The following is a 20,615-nucleotide window of genomic DNA, read 5'->3' on the forward strand; positions in this document are numbered from 1 at the left end:
TGATGTCCTAGATTCTGCGCAGCAGCTTTGTGGCCAGAATGCCGCAGGCTGCTCCCGCCGTGTTGGCCAAGGCATCAGCCACAGAGCCTTCGCGGCCGGCATCTCCCATGTCCTGGGCAACTTCCATGACCAAGCCATAAAAGATGGCAAGGATCAGGGCATATAGCCCTCGCTTGGGCCCGAAGGCTGTAGCAAGCGTACCCGCCAGCACGAAATATGCTGCGAAATGCTTCACCTTGTCCGAAACTTGCGGGGCAGGGACATCTGACGCCGCAGACAGGGAAAGATACGCGATCACGATGACGAGAATGATTGTGGCAATTACGGCCAGCGCTCTGATCAATTTGTGAGATAGCAGGGCGCTCATGGGGATTCTTTCGTCTTCACTGCATGCACATAGCCGGTAGGCCTCGACGTGGCCAGTTGGAGACCCTAACTCAGAAGGGAAATCATTCCATCTGGAGATATCATGCGCACCGAAGCCCCCGTCGCGGTCAAGCTATCAGACTACACGCCTTATCCGTTCGAAGTTGAGCAGGTTGACCTGCGCTTCGACCTCGATCCTGAAGACACGAGGGTACGAGCGGATCTCAAGATCAGGCGGACCGGGGACAAGAGTGCCGCGTTGGAACTGGATGGTGAGGCGCTGGAGCTTAAATCCATTGCTATTGATGGTACTGCGCTGGACAAGGGTGCCTATGAAGTCACGGAGTCTGGCCTCACGATCGCTTCTGTGCCGGATGAGTTCACACTGACGACGGACGTGAAAATCGCGCCGGCAAGCAATACGGCGCTGTCCGGGCTTTATATGTCCGGTGGCCGTTTCTGCTCGCAGTGTGAGTCCGTCGGTTTCCGCCGCATCACCTATTACCCGGACCGCCCGGATGTGATGAGCAGCTTCAAGGTCCGCATGACGGCTGACAAGGAAACCTGTCCGGTGCTGCTCTCCAACGGGACGCCTGGAGAGTCAGGGGATGCAGGCGATGGCCGCCATTTCGCCGTCTGGGACGATCCCCACAAGAAGCCATCCTATTTGTTCGCGCTCTGCGCAGGCGATTACGACATCTACCGCGACCAGTTCACGACGATGAGTGGCAAGGTCATCGACCTGGCGATCCATGTCGACAAGGGCGATGCCGAACGCGCCGCCTGGGCCATGGACAGTCTGAAGCGCTCCATGAAGTGGGATGAGGAAACCTATGGCCGGGAATATGATCTCGGCGTGTTCAACATCGTTGCTGTCCGGGATTTCAATTTCGGCGCCATGGAGAACAAGGGGCTGAACATTTTCAACTCTGCCTATGTGCTGGCAGATGAGGCCTCTGCCACGGATGCGGACTTTGAAGCCATTGAGAGCATTGTGGCGCATGAATATTTCCACAACTGGACCGGCAACCGGATTACCTGCCGTGACTGGTTCCAGCTATGCCTGAAGGAAGGCCTGACGGTCTTCCGTGATCAGAATTTCTCCGCAGACATGCGGTCCCGTCCGGTGCAGCGCATCAAGGATGTTATCCGCCTGCGTGCGCGTCAGTTTGCCGAAGATGCCGGGCCGCTGGCACACTCGGTTCGTCCGGACACTTATGGCGCGATCGACAATCTCTACACGGCCACCGTCTATGAGAAGGGCGCTGAAATTATCGGTATGCTGCGCCGTATGATCGGCGAAGAGACCTATCGCAAGGGGATGGACCTCTATTTTGAACGGCATGACGGGCAGGCCGTGACGATTGAAGATTTCTATGCCTGCTTTGAAAAGGTGAGCGGGCAGGACTTTACCCAGTTCCGCCGCTGGTACGCGCAGGCCGGAACCCCCGAAGTGACGGTTGAGGAAAACTGGAAAGCCGACAGCAACGAGATCGAGATCACGTTGCGCCAGAAAACGCCTGCAACGCCGGGGCAGCCGGTCAAACAGCCTGTGCCCATTCCATTGAACATGGCGCTGCTGGATGAAGAGGGCAATCTTGCAGAATGGATGACCGTTCTGGAAGACGAAGAGGTGACGCTGACCTTTGATCTGCCGGATGGTACTGAGCGCCCGCTGGTGTCGGTAAACCGCGACTTTACTGCGCCGGTGCGTCTGGCGCGCTCGCTCAGCCGTGAAGACCGCCTGCAGCTCGTCCGTCTGGAAACAGACCCGTTCAATCAATGGGATGGGGTGCAGACCCTGGCCAAGGAAGAAATCCTCGCGCTGGCTGAAGGCAGCCAGGCCGAGCCGGACGCCGATCTGGTGGATGCTATCGCCACCGCCATTGAGGGCGCGCTGGGCGATCCGGCCTATGCCGCGCTGCTGACGCGCCTGCCGGATGTTGGCGAGATGTTTCTTGAGCGCCAGCCGGCCGATCCGGTCGCGCTGAACAAGGCGAGAAAGAAACTGCAAAAGGCCGTGGCCGGTAAACTCGAAGACCTGATTATAAGTGTGCTGGGGCAACCGTCTCCGCAGCCCTTTGATCCGGGTGCCGAGCAGGCCGGAACACGTGCGCTGCGCACCGCTTTCATAACCCTGTTGGCAGGCTCTGGCCGTGAAGATGCCGATACGCATCTGCTGAAGCTGTATGAGGCAGCCCCGAACATGACAGAGAAGCTGGCGGCCTTGCGCGGTCTGGCAGGTCTGGAAGGGGAGGCGCGCGACAAGGCGCTGGCTGACTTTGAAGAAGCCTGGAAAACCAACCCTCTGGTCATGGACAAATGGTTCAGCGTGCAGGCCGTTACGGCGGATGCAGAAACAGTGGCCAAACTTGCGGCGCACAAGGATTTCGATTTGCGCAATCCGAACCGCGTACGTTCTGTCGTTGCCGTATTTGCGATGCAGAATTTGTCGGCCTTCCATGCGCCGGATGGCTCCGGCTACAAGGTGGTTGAAGAGATTGTGCGGAAGGCGGACAAGGCCAATCCGTCGCTGGGCGCGCGCCTGCTGACCGCTTTCGAGCAATGGCGGGTTCTGGAGCCGCAGGCGCGGAGCGAAGCCGAGGCCTGTCTGCGCCGTCTGCAAGGCTCTGATTTGTCTAAGAATTCTGCCGACATCGTGGCCCGCGCGCTGGGCTGACCTCAATAAGGTTAACGAAATCGTCAGATTTCTTAACTTTTGTGCAAGGATTACGTCAGACAAGGAAAGCTGAGCCCTTGTTTTTGTACGAAATGGGCAAGTGAGAAGTGCCTTGTCGCAGACAGACGCCACAGCCCAGAGTGAACCGGGTTCGGAGCCGTCTTCCGAGCGCGATTCCTCGCGTCTGAAATGGACCATTGCCGGTATCATTCTGCTGATGGCGGGGGCGCTGGGCCTGAAAGCCTGGGACGAGCGCCAGACAGCTGACCAGGCCTCGCTCAGCGGTCTGCAGGCTGAAGCCCGCGCGATTGCCGCCAGTCTGACCGGACATGCCGATACGGCAGAAATGGCGATCCGCCTGATTGCGGATACGGGCGCGTCGCGCTCTGCCGTGGCGCGCGCCACGCCGGGCGTCGATGCGGTCGTGTCCCTGACGGATGCAGACGCCGCGCCGGATGGAAGCCGCCTCAAGGAAGCTGCCCGGACGGGCAAGGCATTGCTGAAAGAGGGCCGCCGTATCGGTCTGAGCGAGCAGGGCGATATTGTTGTCATCAGCGAGACCGGCAAAGGCGCGTCTGTTCTGGCGCTTGCGCCTGCAGGAACATGGTTGCCGCCCGTCTCATCGGCAGGCCGTCTCACCCTGATCGACGGTCCACAACGGACTGGCAATGGCGTGGAAGCATTGGCCCCACCAGGCGCGGAGACCGGCTTTACATCCCTTGGCCATTTTGATCGGCTGGCGACAGGCTGCGCGCCCGTGGATGGCGGGGGGCTGATGCTGTGTACCAGCCGTCAGGCGCCTCTTTTCACCCTGGACGATTTGATCCGGATTCTGATTTTTGGGCTTTTACTGGCCGCGCCGGTTCTGGCCATCACCGGCCTGATGACGCGTCTCACCCGAAAGGAAGAGGAAGTGATCATTGATGAGGTTCGCGATGATGAAGTGAACCGTATCATGAACATTGTGATGCATGGCGCACGGGCCGGCTATTGGGAATGGTCGCATGAAAGCAATGCGGTCTATCTCAGTGATGGCGCATCGGAATTGATGGGCATGCGTGGCCATGGCGAACTGAGCATTGAGGACCTGCTGCAACAGGTGCACCCTGAGCATCGTGATCGTATCCGCGAAGCCTTTCGGAAAGGGCAGGAGATTGGCTGGGTGCAGGCCCATTTCATGACCAGTTTCCAACCTACCCGCTGGATGGAGCTGCGCGGCAGTGTCACCGAAATCAGCGATGATCATAGGCGCGTCTTTGGCGGGATCATTCTGGACATTACCGAAAGGCGGCAGTCGGAAGATCGCGTGAAGGCGGCTGAGCGCCGTCTACGCGGCGCCATTGAGGGCTTCAACGGACCATTTGCGCTGTGGGATCACCGCCGCAGACTGCTTTACTGGAACCGCGCATTCGCGCTGGATTTCGGCCTGGAGAGTACGCTGCGCGCTGGCATGGGGCACGATACGGTGATGATCGCACGGGCAGGGGCGCTCAGGTCTGAACAGCCCTCTGAGACAGATCCGCAGACGACGCTGGTTGCCTTGAATGATGGCCGCTGGCTGAAGATGGTTGAGCGTCCGACAGCCGATGCGGGCCTGATCTCTGTCGGTGTGGATGTGACGGAAAATGTCCGTAATGAAGAAGAGCTGAAGCGCCAGAAAGCGCAGATGCGCAAGACCGCTTTGGAGCTTGAGCGCTCTGAAGGGCGCGCGAGTGAACTGTCGCGCAAATACTCCGAAGAGAAAGCCAAGGCAGAACATGCCGCGCATACGAAGTCTGCCTTCCTTGCGAATATGAGCCATGAGCTGCGCACGCCGCTGAACGCCATCAACGGCTTCTCGGAGATCATCTCGAATGAGCTGTATGGTCCGTTGGGGGATGAGCGCTACAAGGGTTATGCGCAGGATATCCTGACATCCGGACAACACCTGCTCGACATGATCAACGACATTCTCGACATGGCGAAGATCGAGGCGGGCAAGATGACCATTGATCCGCAGCCGATTGATCCGATCGATCCGGTGGACGCGGCGGTGCGGATGATCCGGCGCAAGGCAGAAGACAAGGAAATCGAGTTGGTGCTGGATACCCAGCCGCATCTGCCGGAGATTGACGCAGACCATCGCGCGATCCGTCAGATGGTGCTGAACCTTGTTTCAAATGCCATCAAGTTTACTGATGCGGGTGGCAAGATTACCGTCTGTGTCGAACAGCGTGGCCCGGACATCTATGTCGGCGTGACGGATACGGGTATCGGCATTCCAGCGGAAGACCTTCCGCGCCTCGCGACGCCATTTGAGCAGGTCACCGGCAGCAAGGACCGCAATTATGATGGCACAGGGCTCGGCCTGGCACTGACGAAGTCCTTCGCTGAAATGCATGGTGGGCGGATGATCCTGTCCTCCATTGAAGGTGAGGGCACGACGGTCGCCTTCACTCTGCCGATCAGCGGTCTACCGGATGATATGGAAGAAGGCGCGCGCGACGTCGCCTAGGGGCGGATGTTCCAGCCAGTGATGCGGGCGTCGCCTGCGGTGATCTCCACTTCGCCCCACGCTCCTGTTTTCAGTTTGCGATCAAGGTCTTCCGGCTTGTTCTGGATGACATCCGGCAGGAAGCGGGCGATGCCGTTTGATGTGACAACCAGAATATTGGCATCATTATCCAGCGTTGATGCGCGGTGCAGGAAATCTGCCCAAGCGGCTTTCAGCGCCTTCGGGTCCACCAGCCATCCATCCGGAGGGGTCGCATCCTCGTCCCAGGCGGTCAGCGCCGCTTCGCCGAGGCGCGCGATGACCTTGTCTTCCGGCTGGTTTTCATCCGGGCCATAGTCGATTTCTGTCAGGAAGGGTAGGATCAGCAGGGCCGGTGATCCTGTCCGCATACCAATGATGGCGCGCGCAGTTGCCCGAGTGCGCTGCAGGGGAGAGCAGAAGGCCGCATGGACGATCAGCTCGGAGAAATGTTCCGCCAGGGCGCGGGCCTGATCCTGCCCCGAAGAGGATAGCGGAAGGTCCGTTCGTCCACCGACGCGCGTAACGGTATCGCCCTTGTCGAATGTGTTGCCGTGGCGGATGACATAGATGCGGGCCATGCCTATGCCTCCAGCGGGTCGCCATGTGCGGCGATCAGACGTTCGGCCAGGGCGACATCTTCGGGTGCATCGATGCCCGGTATGGCGATACGGTCCGGCTCCACCTCCACACACTGGATGCTCATCCCGTTCTCCAGGAAGCGTAGCTGTTCAAGGCCTTCGAGCTGTTCATAATTGCCTTCCGGCAAGCTGACATATTTGCGCAAGGCAGGCAGGCGGTAGGCATACAGACCAATATGACGGCAGACCGGGGAGAGGGGGCCTTTCTCCCGCAACGCGGCTTCCTTGCGGATGGCTGGGATCAGGTTTTTAGAGAACCACAGGGCCCGGCCCTTGCTGTCATGTGCCAGGGTTGTGCCTGAGAAGGGGGTCGTCTTCTTGTGTTCGCGGAAGTCATCCAATGCCTGCCAGGAGAGACGGACATACGGTGTTGCAGCATCTGCCCCGGAGTCAGCCGCGGCTTTCGCAACGGCTACAACATGGCTTGGCGGGGTGAACGGAGAATCCCCCTGCAAATTCACGATGACATCTGGTGTCATGCCCAGCGCATCAACGGCCGCCAGTGCGCGGTCTGTGCCTGATGGGACATCCGGATGGGTCATGACCGTCTGAATGCCCAGCTCCCGGCAATGGCTGGCGATGCGCTCATCATCGGTGGCGACAATGCTGGTTGCGTCTTCCAGCGCGTCGGCAGCCCGGGCAGCCATGGCGGCAACGCGGCTGACCATTGTGCGGCCAGCGATTTCAACAAGCGGCTTGCCCGGAAAGCGGGTTGAGCCATAGCGGGCGGGAACGACAATCAGGGTCTTCATGAGCGCCGTGTTACATGCTTTGCGAGCGATTGCCTACGTCATCCCGCATGTCCTGCATCAGGCCAATGATGGGGGCGACCCATTCCAGGGCATCCTCGCTGACGCCTTCTTCGCGCAGGAAGCCTGTCAGGGCCGGCACGAATTCCTCGCTGCGGCCGCATTCGTCCACAGCCTGCTGCAGTTCCGGCAGGACGATGGTCTGGAAGCTGTCGGCGAAGCGCTGAAGGTCATCTGCGCGTGACATCAATTGTATGGTCGCAAATGTGTTGAGATCGCCCTCTGCATTGGTCAAGCGGCGCAGATCATTGATGATGAAGCGATTTTCGGAGGCAAATTTCCGCAGAATGCGGTCTGTCTTGTAGTCCACCCATTCCTGTGTGCACGGCTTGGGGGTGGTGGCGCAGCCAGCAAGCGGCACGACGGATATGGCCAGAATGAGAAACAGGCGTTTCATGCAGTGCCTCCAGAGTGAAAATGTGTGGTTTTCATCCTAGCGGGGAGCGCTGTTGGCGCAAAGCATTCCTCTGCACAGGCAAGAAAAAGGCCCCAGCGCATTTCTGCGCCGGGGCCGACATCCAACGGGTGTTCCGTGCAACACCCGAAGGGGGATCAGTCTTCCGTGTGGCTGGTGCGCGACTCGGTCTTCATTTTCCAGGTGCTCTTGCTTTTGCCTTCGGCCTTCTTGCGGAAGGTTTCTTTCTCTTTTTCATCCAGCTTGGGGTTGGACATCACTGCATTCATGGTGCTGCTGGTTGTCAGTGTCTCGGGGCCGCCTTTGACGCAGGCGATCTTCACTTTGAGTGGTTTACCGTCATGCGCCTTGCCGCCCACTTTCTCCATGATGCGGGTTTCGCCGTCTGACAGCTTGGCATCCTTGCATTCTTCCACGAGGTCCGTGAGCGCGAGGTGCGTGCCCTCGATACTGGCGTGGAAGTCATCGCCATACTCTCTTTCAATGCGCTCTTCCAGCTCATCGGCATGGGCCTCTATACGGTCCTGGATCTCTTCTATCCGGGGTTCCATGCGGTCCACCCAGGCTTCAGTTCTGGCTTCGACGCGATCAGAAATGGCTTCGGCCCGTGCTGACATGACTTCAGCGTGAACTTCCCATTGCTTGGCCTGTTCCTCGATCTTTTTGGACCAAGCTTCCCACTCTTCATCCGTCTTCGGCATATTTTCTTCATCGAACTCAAAGGCAAATTCGATCTTGCTTTTAAGGTCTTCATCAAGGCCTGCAAAGTCGAGCTCAAGTGCGGGCATTTCAGCGAGAACCTTCTCCAACTCAGCGGTTTCGGCTTCGATTTTTACCGTCAGAGTCTTGATCTCATCATCGAGGCCCGGGGGCAGGCCGTGGCCTTCCATCGGATCGCGAAGGAGAACGATTTGGCGGTCTTCGACCTTCTTGCCGTTGATATAGACCGTTCCGGATTCCAGCATCAGGCTTTCAGAGGTGCTGTCTCCTGCCAATTCTGTTGTCTGTTCTTCAGCGGTTGCCGTTGTGCATGCCGTGACCACAAGCGCGGCACTTCCAAGGATGCCGGCGAGGCCTGCGCCCATCAGGCGGCGCGAGCGGGAAGGAGTTGGATTGGTCATTCTGATCATTCTTTCTTTCAAGGCATGGGTCAGGGGCAGACTGGCTGCAGCCGTCAGGCGTTCAGGCAAAGTGATCTGAACGGCCTTGAGCAGGGTCTGTCCGTAGGCGTGGGGTGTCGCAGCGCCCGAGTTCAGCACGTCGCTATCGCAAGCGGCTTCCTGGTCTGTGCGAAAAGCACGGCGGGCGTAATAGGCAAGTGGATTGAACCACAGGCAGGCCACAACAATTTCCGACACCTGAAGAGCCCACAAATCCGCGCGTTTGACGTGGGTCAGCTCATGCGCCAGAGCAGCGCGTTGCTGGGTGTGGCTATAGTCCTGTTCGAACCAGGCGGGCAGCAGCACGGTCGGGCGCAGCAGGCCGGAGACCAGAGGACCAGAGGAAATGAAGCTGGTCGCAATTTGCGGCATACGCTTCAGGCCCACCTGACGGGCAACATCTTCTGCCAGGGCCTGCAGGGCAGGGGAGGCTGGCTGTTCCTCGCGGCGCAATGTCTGCATGAAGGTGTGATGGGCAAGCCAGCTGCGGGTCATCATGTAAATCGCCCCACCAGCCCACAGAGTAAGGACAAAGGTCCAGAAGACACCATCTGTCAGGAAGCTCATCAAGTCGGCCAGGCCGGTTGATCCGCTCTCTGTTGAATGAGTCACCACGTGTGTTGACGTGATCTCTGGGGCTGGTGGGGCCGGGATCGCCTGGAAGGTAGAGCCATTGACTTCAGGTGAATGTACAATGGCGGGGGCGTCACCAGGCGTCCCGGTCATTGCCAGGCTGGACGCAGGAGAGATCCCCTGAAGACCCGGCAAAGACACTGGGGATGAGATGGGCGGCAGGATCAGGCGGATGACAGGTATCGCCCACAAGGCGTAGGCGACGCCCGCGCCGAACTGACGTGCGATGAACTGCCGGCTGGCGAGAACCAGCGCGAAGAGCACAGATACGGCGATGACTGTCTGGACGGCATAGGCCGTGTCGAAGGTGTTCAGTGCGGTGATCATTTCTTCAACTCCCCCAGAAGCTTTTCAAGTTCGGCAATGTCATCGGCCGTCAGGCCATTCGTATCTGCAAGATGCGCAACAAGCGGTGCGGCCCGGCCGGAAAAAACCCGGTCAACAAACTGACGTGCGGCGCTGGCCTTGTAAGACCCCTCTTCAATAAGCGGGTAGTACAGGTAGCGTCGGCCATCCTCTTCGGTACGCAAGGCACCTTTCTCAACAAGACGTGCCAGCAGGGTTTTAACCGTCCGGCTGGTCCAGTCTTTCTCGTCTCCGAGGGCGTCGTGGACATCCGTGGCCGCAAGACCAGGCTTGTCCCACAGCACACTCATTACATCGAGTTCAGCAGCAGATATTTTCATCGTGTAGATCCCCTCTCTGGACTACATGTGTAGTCGATACACATGACTACAGGCGTGGTCAATGGGATTCTTGTGACAAGCTCGTAAGGTTTTGCACTCTGCACATTGCTTGCCAACACGGCTTCAAAAGGAAAGCACCGTCGAGTACGGTCATATGACTCGCCGTATTCACGGCGATTCCGGGAGGTTGGTCATGAAGCGTGTCATTCTCGCCGCGGCCTGTCTGGCTGTGATGCCAGCAGGGTGCGCGACCACGGGCAGTACGGGGGATTTCGGACGTGTGTTGGGTGATGTGCTGGGCCAGCCCTCCAGTCAGGGGCCGCTCACCCAGGCGGAAATCGATGCCGGCCTACGTGAGGCGCTGACGATCGGGACCAATCAGGTTGCCCGACAATTGGGCCGGACAAATGGCTATTTTGGTGACCCGAAAATCCGCATACCTTTGCCCGGAACATATCGAGACATTCAGTCTTCCCTGTCAAAGATAGGCGCAAGTGGGCCGCTCGATGATCTGGAATTGCGCATGAACCGGGCTGCCGAGGCGGCTGTACCGGAAGGTAGGGCGCTAATCCTTGGCGCCATTCGCCAGATGACCATCCAGGATGCTGTGCAGATATTGAAAGGCGGACACACCGCCGCGACAGATTATCTGCGCGCCCGGACAGAACCGCAATTGCGTGCGTCGTTTACACCTTATGTGAGAACGTCCCTTGCAGAAGCAGGCGCTTTCACGTCACTTGAACAAGTAGCCTCAAATTATGGTGTGGGAGGTGTCACGTCATCCCTTCAGGGGGAACTGACCAATCATGCTGTAACTCTGGGGCTGGACGGCATGTTTTATTATGTGGCGCAGGAGGAGAAGAAGATTCGCGAGAATCCGCTTGCCAGAACGACTGACCTGCTGCGCCGTGTTTTCGGGGCTTATAGCTGATGCGGCGTTTTCGGCACGAATCCACCACGGGCGGCGAAATGGCCGGCATTGAATTTGGTGACCCCATCAAACCCTTCAGTGCGGTCTGGCTTCACGCCACAGGCTTTAATGCCATGACCTATCAGTCTCTGCTCGCTCCGCTTGGCCTGCGCCAGCGTGTGGCGGCACTGGACATGAGGGGGCATGGCCGCTCGACAATGCCCGCCAAGCCGAGCCGGATGAAATCCTGGAAACGTCACCGTGACGATGTGATCGAATGGCTGGAAAAGGAAGCGCCGCATGGCGTGATCCTTGGCGGACATTCCATGGGGGGCTGTGTCGCCTTGTTGGTGGCTGGCAAACGGCCTGACCTTGTGAAGGGGCTGGTTCTGGCCGATCCGGTCATCATGTCGAAGGAGGTCTATTTCTGGCAGCACATCTTGGCGCCAGTCTCCTTCCTGCTCTCCACGCGTGGCACTTCCCTGTCGCGGCAGGCGAAGAAACGGCGGGCGGAATTCGGCTCATTTCGCGAGGCGCTGGAATCCTATACCGGGCGGGGTGCCTTCGAGACCTGGCGGGAACCCTTCCTGGCAGACTATTTGTTGGATGGTCTGGAGCGGACGGACGAAAAGCCTGCTGACAGTGATGAGCAGACATGGCGCCTCTTGTGCGATCCGAAATGGGAATCGGCCACCTATACCGCTCAGCGCAACCGACCGTGGAGCGCGCTGCGCCGCGTGAAGAAACACAAGATCCCGATGACCATTCTGCGCCCGACGCGCAATTCGGCCATCAGCGACAAGGTGCGGGCGCGTCTGATCATGGCCTATCCGGCAATGATGATGAAGGCCGTGAGGGGCACGACGCACTTCCTGCCTATGGAAGCGCCCTATGAAGTGCGCGACCAGCTGTCGGCTTTCCTGGCACGGCTGATCGAACGGTTCACGCTGGAAGAAGACGCCTTTGTCGAACGCTCTCTCAAGGTACGTCGGCGCAGGACGGGCTGAGGGCGGGCTTTGGCGCGCTTGCCGCTCAACTGATCGCTACCAGAGAGGCCGGTCCGGCGAGGCGCTGGCGGCGAGTTTCTGCATCAGCCGATTAAGCTGGTCCTGTTCGTCGCTGCTGAGTGTTTCCATCAGCTTGCGTTCGGCGTCCAGCGCAATCGGGACGATCATTTCATAGATGTCCTGTCCTGCCTTTGTGAGGAAAAGTTCCGAGCGGCGGCCATCGGATTCTGACGTCTTGCGCTCGATATGGCCCACTTCGATCAGGCCTGCGATCGCCCGGCTGACGGCCACCTTGTCCATGGCTGTGCGCTGGCCGATTTCTGTTGCGCTGATGCCCGGCGCATCGCCTGTGACAGCCATGACGCGCCATTGCCAGATCGTCAGGCCAAACTCCCGATCATACAGGTTTGCGATGCCACGCGAGACCGTGTTGGACAGAACAGACAGTCTATAGGGCAGGAATTCGCGAAGGCGGAGCCGGGTCTTTTTCTCTTCATCTGACATGCCCCGCTTGTTTCAGGCTTGAAGTCTGCTTGTCAATTAGTTACATATGAAACTAATAAAGCATCCCAACACCAAATTTCATCAGGAGGGCGCCATGGCAGACCTTTTCGAGAACCCAGCCGGCTTGGACGGCTTCGAATTCATTGAATTTTCCGCCCCTGAAAAAGGGCATCTGGAAAAAGTGTTTGAAACCATCGGCTTCACTCGGGTGGCCCGCCACCGCACAAAGGATGTTGAGCTGTGGCGCCAGGGCGGCATCAACTTCATCACCAATTACGAGCCGAAATCCGCAGCCTGGTATTTCGCGCGCGAGCATGGCCCGTCCGCTTGCGGCATGGGCTTCCGTGTTCGAGATGCTCGCCAGGCCTATGACCATCTGCTGGAGCAGGGGGGAGAGCCTGTGCAAGTGGATACGGGCCCCAGCGAACTGCACATTCCAGGCATTCGCGGCATCGGCAATTCGATCATCTATCTGGTTGATCGTTATGGCGACGATCTGGATATCTACGACATCGACTTTGAATACCTGCCGGGCGTTGATCGCAATCCGGAAGGGGCCGGGTTCCATCTGGTCGACCACCTGACCCACAACGTCTATGGCGGCCGTATGAAGTATTGGGCGGACTTCTACGAGAAGCTCTTCAATTTCCGCGAAATCCGCTATTTCGACATCAAGGGCGAATATACCGGCCTGACCTCCAAGGCGCTGACTGCGCCGGATGGCAAGATCCGCATTCCGCTGAATGAAGAAGGCGAGGGCGGCAAAGGCCAGATCGAGGAATTCCTGCGCGAATTCAATGGCGAAGGCATTCAGCATATCGCGCTGATCTGTGATGACCTCGTCGAGGCCTGGGACAAGCTGAAAGAGATTGGCGTGCCCTTCATGACGCCGCCCCCAGACACCTATTACGAGATGCTGGAAGAGCGCCTTCCGGGCCATGGCCGCGATGTGGCCGCCCTGAAAAAGCGTGGCATTCTGCTGGACGGCACGACCGAAGAGGGCGACGCTCGCCTTCTGTTGCAAATCTTTGCCGAAACGCAAATTGGCCCGGTCTTCTTCGAATTCATCCAGCGTGTGGGTGACTACAAGCAGGGCTTTGGCGAAGGCAATTTCAAGGCCTTGTTCGAAAGCATGGAACGTGACCAAATCAATCGCGGAGCACTCAAGGTATCGGAGGACGCGTAATGACAGCGCCTGCACCTCTCAAGGGCATCCATCACGTTGCCTATCGCTGCAAGGATGCGAAGGAGACGGTTCAGTTCTACCGCGATGCGCTGGGCATGGATTTCCAGCTGGCCATCGCGGAGGACAATGTGCCCTCCACGGGCGAGCATGATCCGTACATGCACATTTTCCTGGATGCAGGGAACGGCAATGTGCTGGCCTTCTTCGAGCTGCCGACCCAGCCGGATATGGACCGTGACCGGAACACACCGCAATGGGTGCAGCATATTGCATTCCGCGTCGGCTCGCTGGATGAGTTGCTGGCGACGAAGGCTCATCTCGAAGGCATGGGGCTGGACGTGCTCGGGCCCACGCATCACGGCATCTTCAAGTCGATTTACTTCTTTGATCCCAATGGCCACCGCATCGAACTGGCCGCAGACATCGGCACGCCGGAACAGATGGCACAGTTGAAAGATGTTGCTGACCCGATGATCGAAGAGTGGAGCGCGACGAAGAAAGCGCCACGGCACGCTGCGTGGCTGCATGAGAAGATCGCGGAAGAGAGCTGATGCTTTCCCCCTCTCCATCGGGAGAGGGGGCGCTAGACAAGTTATTTTGGAGGAGCATCCCCATGAAACTCGCAACCCTTAAGAATGGCGCCCGAGATGGCCGCCTCGTTGTCGTCTCGAAAGACCTGACTCGCTACACAGATGCGGCTGGCATTGCGCCGACCCTGCAGGCGGCGCTGGACAAATGGGACGTCTACGCCCCGAAACTGCAACAGCTGGCAGAGCAGGTAGAACTCGGCTCTGTTCCGACAGCGCGCTTTCACGAGCATGATTGCGAAAGCCCGCTGCCGCGTGCCTATCAGTGGGCGGACGGGTCGGCTTACATCAACCACGTCGAACTGGTCCGCAAAGCGCGCGGCGCGGAAGTGCCTGAAAGCTTCTATGATGATCCGCTGATGTATCAGGGCGGCTCTGATGCCTTCCTTGGCCCCCGTGATGCCATCCCGCTCGGCGATGTCGCCTGGGGCTGTGACATGGAAGGGGAGATCGCCGTCATCACCGATGATGTGCCCATGGGCGTTAGCGAGGCGGATGCCGCCAGCCACATCAAGCTGGTGATGCTGTGCAATGATGTGTCGCTGCGCGGGTTGATCCCAGGCGAACTGGCCAAGGGATTCGGTTTCTTCCAGTCCAAGCCGCCGAGCGCGTTTACACCGGTCGCTGTGACGCCGGATGAATTGGCCGATGCCTGGAAGGACAGCCTGGTGCACCTGCCGCTGCATGTGGACTATAATGGCGAACCTTTCGGGCGCGCAGAAGCGGCGCAGGACGCGACCTTCAGCCTGGCGCGCCTGGTGGCACATGCCGCAAAGACGCGCCCGCTCAGCGCCGGCACGGTGATCGGGTCCGGCACGGTTTCCAACAAGGATGCCGATGGCGGCGCAGGCAAACCCGTATCCGAAGGCGGTCGGGGCTATTCCTGCATCGCAGAGATCCGCATGATCGAGAAGATCGCCACGGGCGAGTTCAAGACACCTTTCATGTCGCCCGGCGACACGGTGCGCATCGAAATGCTCGACTCAGCAGGACATTCGATCTTCGGTGCCATTGAACAAACTGTCGAGCAGGTCTAGAAATCTCGCTGCACCGCAGCATTACCTAAGGGGAGGCCTGCACTTAATGGCGAGCAAAATCTACAAAACAGCCGCAGAGGCTTTGGATGGCCTGTTGTTTGACGGCATGACGATTGCCGCAGGCGGCTTTGGCCTGTGCGGCATTCCGGAATTGGCCATCGCGGCCATCCGCGATGCGGGCACGAAAGACCTGACAGTCTATTCCAACAATGCCGGAGTCGATGATTTCGGTCTGGGCGTGCTGCTGCAGACACGGCAAGTGAAAAAGATGTGCTCGTCCTATGTGGGCGAGAATGCCGAATTCATGCGCCAGTATCTCTCCGGAGAGCTGGAACTGGAATTCAATCCGCAAGGCACGCTGGCAGAGCGAATGCGCGCTGGTGGTGCGGGCATTCCGGGCTTCTATACCAAGACCGGCGTCGGCACGATGATCGCCGAGGGCAAAGAGCACAAGGATTTCAACGGCGAGACCTATATCTTGGAAGAGGGCATCTTCGCTGACCTGGCCATTGTGAAGGCTTGGAAGGCGGACACGACCGGCAATGCGATCTTCCGCAAGACGGCGCGCAACTTCAATCTGCCCGCCGCGACCTGTGGCAAGGTCTGCGTCATGGAAGTGGAAGAGATTGTCGAGCCTGGTGAACTGGACCCGGATGCCATCCACCTGCCGGGTATCTATGTGCACCGCCTGGTACAGGGCGAATTCGAAAAACGCATCGAACAGCGGACCGTCCGCAAGAAGGAGAGCGCCTGATGCCCTGGGATCGTGACCAAATGGCTGCGCGGGCGGCGCAGGAACTTGAAGACGGCATGTATGTGAATCTCGGCATCGGGATTCCGACGCTGGTGGCAAACCATATTCCGGACGGCGTGAACGTCACGCTGCAATCGGAAAACGGCATGCTGGGCATGGGGCCATTCCCCTATGAAGGCGAAGAAGACCCGGACCTGATCAATGCGGGCAAGCAGACGATTACCGAACTTCCGCAGTCTGTATATTTTGACAGCGCGACCAGCTTCGGCATGATCCGCGGCGGCAAGATCGCCATGGCCATCCTCGGCGCGATGGAAGTGGCCGAGAATGGAGATCTCGCTAACTGGATGATCCCGGGTAAGCTGGTGAAGGGCATGGGCGGCGCAATGGACCTTGTGGCCGGTGTTGGCCGCGTCGTCGTCGTGACCGATCATGCCAACAAGAAGGGCGAGTCCAAGGTTCTGAAGGCATGTACCCTGCCGCTGACCGGCACGGGCGTGATTGACCGGATCATTACCGATCTCTGCGTTATGGATGTGGTCGAAGGCGGTCTCAAAGTGATCGAACTGGCCCCCGGCGTGACGATGGATGAAGTGAAATCCAAGACAGAGGCGACCCTGGTCGAGTAGGCATCAGTCTATGGGCGATGCGAGCGTTTTGAGCGTGTCGCCTGCCAGTTTCGGCACCATGCGGTAGCGGGCCATCACAAAGCAGTACACGGCAAATCCGCACAGGCCTGCGCCCGCAAGGCCGAGCAACGTGCGCCCAAAGGGCTGTGTTTCCAGTATCTGAAGGGCTTCACCGAGCCCGGCCGCCTTGTCTGCATTCGCGGAAACACCGGCCCACAGGATAAGGCCGCCGACGATCAGCAGAACGAAACCATGTGCTGCGAGGCCGAACCGGACCGCAGGCTCCAGCATTTCGGCCATATCTGTGCGGATAATATCTTTCCGGTGTGCGGCAGCCCAGGATTTGTAGAAAAGATAGATTGCGACAGACAGCGTCGTGATGCCTGCAGCGATGACCACGAGGCGACCGATTGGGTGCTGCATCAGCGTCGCGCTCCAATTTTCTGCGCCGCTGCCCCCGCCACCTGTGTCTTCCGCCCCCTTGATCAGAATAAGGATGGCTGAAACGCCGAGCGCCGCATGGGTAAGTCCTGACATGATCTGACCAAGACGATTGGCGTAGCCTTTGGCATCATCGCCTTCATCTTCGAGGTCCATCACACCGTCGACAAAGCGCCAGAGCGTGTAGGCAAACAGGCCCAGGGCTGTGATACCCAGCAGAACGGCTCCAAAGGGCTGGCGGATCAGAAACTCAAGCGCACCGGATGTTCCCTCCGCTTCACCGCCATTGATTGCTGCAAACAGGGCAATGCCGCCGACGATCAAGTAGACGACCCCGCGCGCGCCATACCCAGCGCGCATGAGCCATTCGAGGGCGGTATTTGCCGTTTGCTTCATGTCCTGCCTTTCAAGGGTGTGACAAAACAATCCGCAGTGCGGATATAGGTTCCCAAACATGCCCCTGAATGGTTGCGAGAGGGGGGGCAAATGCCTAATGTCCGCCGCGTTCCTCCACTCCAGAAACGGATCGCAACATGTCCCAATTCTCGACCCTGACCGCCCTGCCACCAGACGCTCTTTTAGGCCTGATGGCTGCATATCGTGAAGATCCGCGCGATGATAAGTTTGACCTCGGCGTAGGGGTCTACCGGAACGAGGCCGGGGAAACGCCTGTCATGTCTGCGGTCGCAAAGGCGGAAGAGAGAATCCTGAAAACCCAGACGACCAAAGTGTATGAAGGTCCGCGCGGGAATACGGACTATTGCGCCGCCATCGAGAATTTCGTCTTTGGCGAAGGTGCTGCCGCCGTCAAGGAAGGCCGTACCCTGTCATTCACGGCGCCGGGCGGATGCGGCGCGCTGTTCCTGGGAACGGGCCTGATGAAGCGTATGGGTGTAAAGAAGGTTTGGGTTTCCAATCCGACCTGGCCCAACCATCCGAACGTCGTGAAGTTCACAGGCCTGGATGTGGCCGAGTATGCGTATGCCGATCCGGAAACCGGAGAGCTGGATCTTGACGCCATGCTGACAGACATCGCCAAGGCAGAGCGAGGCGACGGCCTGATCATTCAGGGGCCTTGCCACAACCCGACCGGCATCGACCTGACTGTTGAGGATTGGCGCAAGGTGGGCGCGCTGGTGAAGGAACGTGGCCTGATTGCCATGCTGGATGTCGCCTATCACGGCTTTGCCAATGGTCTGGATGAGGATGTTGCCGGCGTGCGCGCCTTCATCGAGACGGCAGGGGAGGCACTGATCTCTTATTCCTGTTCAAAGAATTTCGGCCTGTACCGCGAACGCGCGGGGTGTTTCATGGCCGTCGGGGAATCTGCCGAAGGGATCGCCGCCGCCGCGACGCATGTCGCCTCTTTGGCGCGCGCCAGCTATTCCATGCCACCAGCGCATGGCGCGGCCATCGTTGCGACCATTCTCGGGGATGCAGAGCTGCGTGCAGAGTGGGAAGCCGAACTCACCCAGATGCGTGAACGGATGATCTCGCTACGCAAATCCCTGGCTGAGCAACTGGTCAGCAAGACAGGCTCCAATCGTCTTGGCGCCGTAGCGCACCAGAACGGCATGTTCAGCCAGCTGCCGCTGTCAAAGGATGCGATTGCGGCCATGCGTGAAAAGAGCGGCCTCTACATGCCGAATTCGGGCCGCATCAATATTGCGGGCCTGAACACGAAAGATATCCCTGCCATCGCAGAGATTATCGCCAAGGACGCCTAAACCGCCAATCCCGGAGGAGCGATGTCTGTCAGCTCCTCCACCATTTCCGGTGGGGCAGGGATCGCCTTGCGGGCATCCAGGTCCAGCGTGATCGCTGTTGCCTGCATCGTGGCCCAGGGGGTTCCTGTGGCCGGGTTCATCATCCAGTGGATCAGGGCATGGGTTTTCCCACTTGCTCCGCCAAAGGAGGAATAGATCTCATAGAGGTCTCCCGCCATCGGCATGGCGTGATAGCGAATGCGGTATTCCAGAACAGCTGCGCCCATGCGGCGGTCTCCGGCTGATTCCGCCACGCGCTTGCGCCAGTTGAACAGAAGGTTCGGCACGGAGTCAGATGTGCGCCCGATCATCCAGTAGGGATACATCCGCCCATGGACGTCCAGATGCTGGGTTGGCACAGCGCCTCTGCCAATCATGGGCGCTCCGCAGGATTTGACCCGCTCCAGTGTGATCTCTTCCACAGGCAAGCCGGGGTGTGACAGGTCCACAGAGCGCGGGGCAGATTCTTCGGGCGCCGTATCCATATACTCGCTGAAGGCTTCGCGGGTGCGGCTGCTCCAGGCAAAGGGTTCGCGGGCGGTGGCATCCACATGCGCAACGCGGGTACGCATGGCGGCAGCAAGCGCCCCGTCGGAATGGCGCAGCTCCTGATACACCAGAGCGTCCGTTTCCCCGGTTTCCAGCAGGCAACCTTTCATGCTGAGGGGGCGCCCCGGCAACACTTCGCGAATGAAACGGATATGCTGGTCAACCGGAATGATTGTGGAGGGCGAATCCTTGCGGAAGGCGTGCGCCATGTTGAGATTCACGGCAAATGCCGCCAGGCCTTCCATCTGTTTTTCCAGATAGACCCGCACATTCATGTGCCCCATCTCGTCGCAATCCCATTGATTGCAACTCCCCATCCATAAAGTGATCACGCGGCGCAGTCCCGGCAAATGCCGCGCACTTCGACGACGGCACGGTTCATGTGAAAGCCCGCCGCATTGGTTTCGGCGCGCAGGGCTTCGCTTGTGGCAGTGGCGTGCAGCTCTTCAGCGGCATTGCACGTGTCGCAGATCAGGAACACGGCCGAGTGACTGTGGCTGGCATGGCCACAGGCAACATAGGCGTTGAGGCTCTCGATCTTGTGGGCAAGGCCCGTATCCTGCAGGAAATCCAGGGCACGATAGATGGTCGGTGGCTTTGCCGAGCCTTCTCCATCGAGATTGGCCAGCAAATCATACGCCTTGGCCGGTTCTTCGCTTTCCAGCAGCAGACGCAACACCTTGCGGCGAATGCGGGTCATGCGCTGGCCCTGGCGGGCCACAAGGGCCTCGGCCTCCAGCAGGAATGCGTCCACATCCTGCGGGCTGCAAGGCATATTGGGATGAATATCTTCGTGCGCGTGGGTCATGTCCCTAATGTCGTGCGTTTTGCGCCGAATGTGAAGACCTGTCCCCAGCTTTACAGCTTAGGCCTCTAGACGGCCTCTGCAAATCAGCTGAGATTCTCCAACAAAGCGAAGAAACAAGGGTAGAGCCATGGGAATGTCTGAGCGTGAGGGTCTTGAATTGTGGCGTCGCGCTGTAACGGCTTCCGTGCGCTCTGACGCACCCGACCTGACAGCCCGCCAGCAGGCCATCCTGATGACCATTGCGCTGACCCCCGGCCCGCATACGGTGCGGGGGCTGGCAGAGCATCTGAATATTGCCAAGCCGGCTGTGACGCGCGCCCTGGATGCGCTGTCGCGTCTCGATTTCATTCGCCGCATCAAGGATGACAGCGATCTGCGCAATATCTTCATTGAGCGCACACCTGCCGGAATGAGCTATCTGCGCACATTTTCCGGCCTTGTTCTTGCCGCAGCTTCCGGCAAGGATGACTCTGAACTGGCGCCGAAAAAGGCAGGTGGAAACTCGACCGCCGCTGCCTAAAGGTGCCGCAAGGCG

General features: G+C 59.0%; 21 protein-coding genes. 11 read left to right on the top strand and 10 right to left on the bottom strand.

The features are described 5' to 3' along the window. Positions 1–7 precede the first annotated feature (7 nt). On the bottom strand, positions 8–367 hold the full coding sequence (locus HY29_RS11080; RefSeq protein WP_051601424.1) for a VanZ family protein: 360 nt from the start codon (positions 365–367) through the stop codon (positions 8–10). A 102-nt stretch (positions 368–469) separates the two neighbouring features. Here HY29_RS11080 and pepN point away from each other — a divergent pair, with 102 nt between their 5' ends. Both pepN and HY29_RS11090 read left to right on the top strand, forming a co-directional pair. Further along, on the top strand, positions 470–3,046 hold the full coding sequence (pepN, locus tag HY29_RS11085; RefSeq protein WP_034796765.1) for an aminopeptidase N: 2,577 nt from the start codon (positions 470–472) through the stop codon (positions 3,044–3,046). A gap of 112 nt (positions 3,047–3,158) precedes the next feature. After that, positions 3,159–5,540 (top strand): sensor histidine kinase, encoded by a 2,382-nt coding sequence (locus HY29_RS11090; RefSeq protein WP_051601425.1) that lies wholly within the window; start codon positions 3,159–3,161, stop codon positions 5,538–5,540. Here HY29_RS11090 and HY29_RS11095 read toward each other — a convergent pair. From HY29_RS11095 to HY29_RS11115, 5 genes are all read right to left on the bottom strand, one after another. After that, positions 5,537–6,139 carry a histidine phosphatase family protein gene (locus HY29_RS11095; RefSeq protein WP_034796766.1) on the bottom strand — a complete coding sequence of 201 codons (603 nt, stop codon included), beginning with the start codon at positions 6,137–6,139 and terminating at the stop codon, positions 5,537–5,539. The two genes, HY29_RS11090 and HY29_RS11095, sit on opposite strands and share 4 nt — an antisense overlap. Before the next feature lie 2 nt (positions 6,140–6,141). After that, positions 6,142–6,951 carry a 3-deoxy-manno-octulosonate cytidylyltransferase gene (gene kdsB / locus HY29_RS11100; RefSeq protein WP_034796767.1) on the bottom strand — a complete coding sequence of 270 codons (810 nt, stop codon included), beginning with the start codon at positions 6,949–6,951 and terminating at the stop codon, positions 6,142–6,144. A gap of 10 nt (positions 6,952–6,961) precedes the next feature. Next, entirely contained in the window at positions 6,962–7,405 is a 444-nt protein-coding gene (locus tag HY29_RS11105; protein ID WP_034796777.1) for a hypothetical protein, read from the bottom strand. A 155-nt stretch (positions 7,406–7,560) separates the two neighbouring features. After that, a complete protein-coding gene (locus tag HY29_RS11110) occupies positions 7,561–9,543 on the bottom strand; it encodes a M56 family metallopeptidase (RefSeq protein WP_034796779.1) in 1,983 nt (660 codons plus the stop codon). Then, positions 9,540–9,902 carry a BlaI/MecI/CopY family transcriptional regulator gene (locus HY29_RS11115; protein ID WP_034796781.1) on the bottom strand — a complete coding sequence of 121 codons (363 nt, stop codon included), beginning with the start codon at positions 9,900–9,902 and terminating at the stop codon, positions 9,540–9,542. Before HY29_RS11115 ends, HY29_RS11110 begins: the two co-directional genes overlap by 4 nt. Before the next feature lie 193 nt (positions 9,903–10,095). On the opposite strand from HY29_RS11115, the gene HY29_RS11120 reads away from it, so the two are divergent. Both HY29_RS11120 and HY29_RS11125 read left to right on the top strand, forming a co-directional pair. After that, entirely contained in the window at positions 10,096–10,833 is a 738-nt protein-coding gene (locus HY29_RS11120) for a DUF4197 domain-containing protein (RefSeq protein WP_034796783.1), read from the top strand. Positions 10,834–10,871: 38 nt separating this feature from the next. After that, positions 10,872–11,819 carry an alpha/beta fold hydrolase gene (locus HY29_RS11125; protein WP_051601438.1) on the top strand — a complete coding sequence of 316 codons (948 nt, stop codon included), beginning with the start codon at positions 10,872–10,874 and terminating at the stop codon, positions 11,817–11,819. Positions 11,820–11,855: 36 nt separating this feature from the next. Here the strand turns inward: HY29_RS11125 and HY29_RS11130 are convergent, their stop codons facing one another. Next, positions 11,856–12,323 carry a MarR family winged helix-turn-helix transcriptional regulator gene (locus tag HY29_RS11130; RefSeq protein ID WP_034796786.1) on the bottom strand — a complete coding sequence of 156 codons (468 nt, stop codon included), beginning with the start codon at positions 12,321–12,323 and terminating at the stop codon, positions 11,856–11,858. A 94-nt stretch (positions 12,324–12,417) separates the two neighbouring features. Between HY29_RS11130 and hppD the strand changes: the two genes are divergently transcribed. From hppD to HY29_RS11155, 5 genes are all read left to right on the top strand, one after another. Further along, complete coding sequence (gene hppD / locus HY29_RS11135; protein ID WP_034796788.1) at positions 12,418–13,509, top strand: 4-hydroxyphenylpyruvate dioxygenase; 1,092 nt, start codon at positions 12,418–12,420, stop codon at positions 13,507–13,509. After that, positions 13,509–14,060, top strand: a complete 552-nt coding sequence (locus tag HY29_RS11140; RefSeq protein WP_034796790.1) for a VOC family protein — start codon at positions 13,509–13,511, stop codon at positions 14,058–14,060. Before hppD ends, HY29_RS11140 begins: the two co-directional genes overlap by 1 nt. 62 nt (positions 14,061–14,122) lie before the next feature. Next, positions 14,123–15,133, top strand: coding sequence for a fumarylacetoacetate hydrolase family protein (locus tag HY29_RS11145; protein ID WP_034796792.1), 1,011 nt, complete (start codon positions 14,123–14,125; stop codon positions 15,131–15,133). Between the two features lie 46 nt (positions 15,134–15,179). Further along, positions 15,180–15,887: a CoA transferase subunit A gene (locus HY29_RS11150; protein ID WP_034796794.1), complete on the top strand. Its 708-nt coding sequence runs from the start codon at positions 15,180–15,182 to the stop codon at positions 15,885–15,887. Next, the gene (locus tag HY29_RS11155) at positions 15,887–16,516 is read left to right on the top strand and encodes a CoA transferase subunit B (RefSeq protein WP_034796796.1); all 630 of its coding nucleotides are present in this window, start codon (positions 15,887–15,889) and stop codon (positions 16,514–16,516) included. The genes HY29_RS11150 and HY29_RS11155 overlap by 1 nt, the downstream gene beginning before the upstream one ends. Before the next feature lie 3 nt (positions 16,517–16,519). Here the strand turns inward: HY29_RS11155 and HY29_RS19205 are convergent, their stop codons facing one another. After that, complete coding sequence (locus HY29_RS19205; protein ID WP_034796798.1) at positions 16,520–17,353, bottom strand: DUF1206 domain-containing protein; 834 nt, start codon at positions 17,351–17,353, stop codon at positions 16,520–16,522. Positions 17,354–17,490: 137 nt separating this feature from the next. On the opposite strand from HY29_RS19205, the gene HY29_RS11165 reads away from it, so the two are divergent. Beyond that, complete coding sequence (locus HY29_RS11165) at positions 17,491–18,684, top strand: amino acid aminotransferase (protein ID WP_034796800.1); 1,194 nt, start codon at positions 17,491–17,493, stop codon at positions 18,682–18,684. Here the strand turns inward: HY29_RS11165 and HY29_RS11170 are convergent. Together HY29_RS11170 and HY29_RS11175 are read right to left on the bottom strand one after the other, a co-directional pair. Continuing rightward, positions 18,681–19,589 (bottom strand): thioesterase family protein, encoded by a 909-nt coding sequence (locus HY29_RS11170; RefSeq protein ID WP_338390433.1) that lies wholly within the window; start codon positions 19,587–19,589, stop codon positions 18,681–18,683. The genes HY29_RS11165 and HY29_RS11170 overlap by 4 nt on opposite strands. A gap of 11 nt (positions 19,590–19,600) precedes the next feature. Beyond that, a complete protein-coding gene (locus HY29_RS11175) occupies positions 19,601–20,080 on the bottom strand; it encodes a transcriptional repressor (RefSeq protein ID WP_051601426.1) in 480 nt (159 codons plus the stop codon). A gap of 133 nt (positions 20,081–20,213) precedes the next feature. Between HY29_RS11175 and HY29_RS11180 the strand changes: the two genes are divergently transcribed. Further along, the gene (locus HY29_RS11180; protein ID WP_241765189.1) at positions 20,214–20,600 is read left to right on the top strand and encodes a MarR family transcriptional regulator; all 387 of its coding nucleotides are present in this window, start codon (positions 20,214–20,216) and stop codon (positions 20,598–20,600) included. Positions 20,601–20,615: the final 15 nt, after the last annotated feature.

The organism is Hyphomonas beringensis, assembly GCF_000682755.1.
Taxonomy (GTDB): domain Bacteria; phylum Pseudomonadota; class Alphaproteobacteria; order Caulobacterales; family Hyphomonadaceae; genus Hyphomonas; species Hyphomonas beringensis.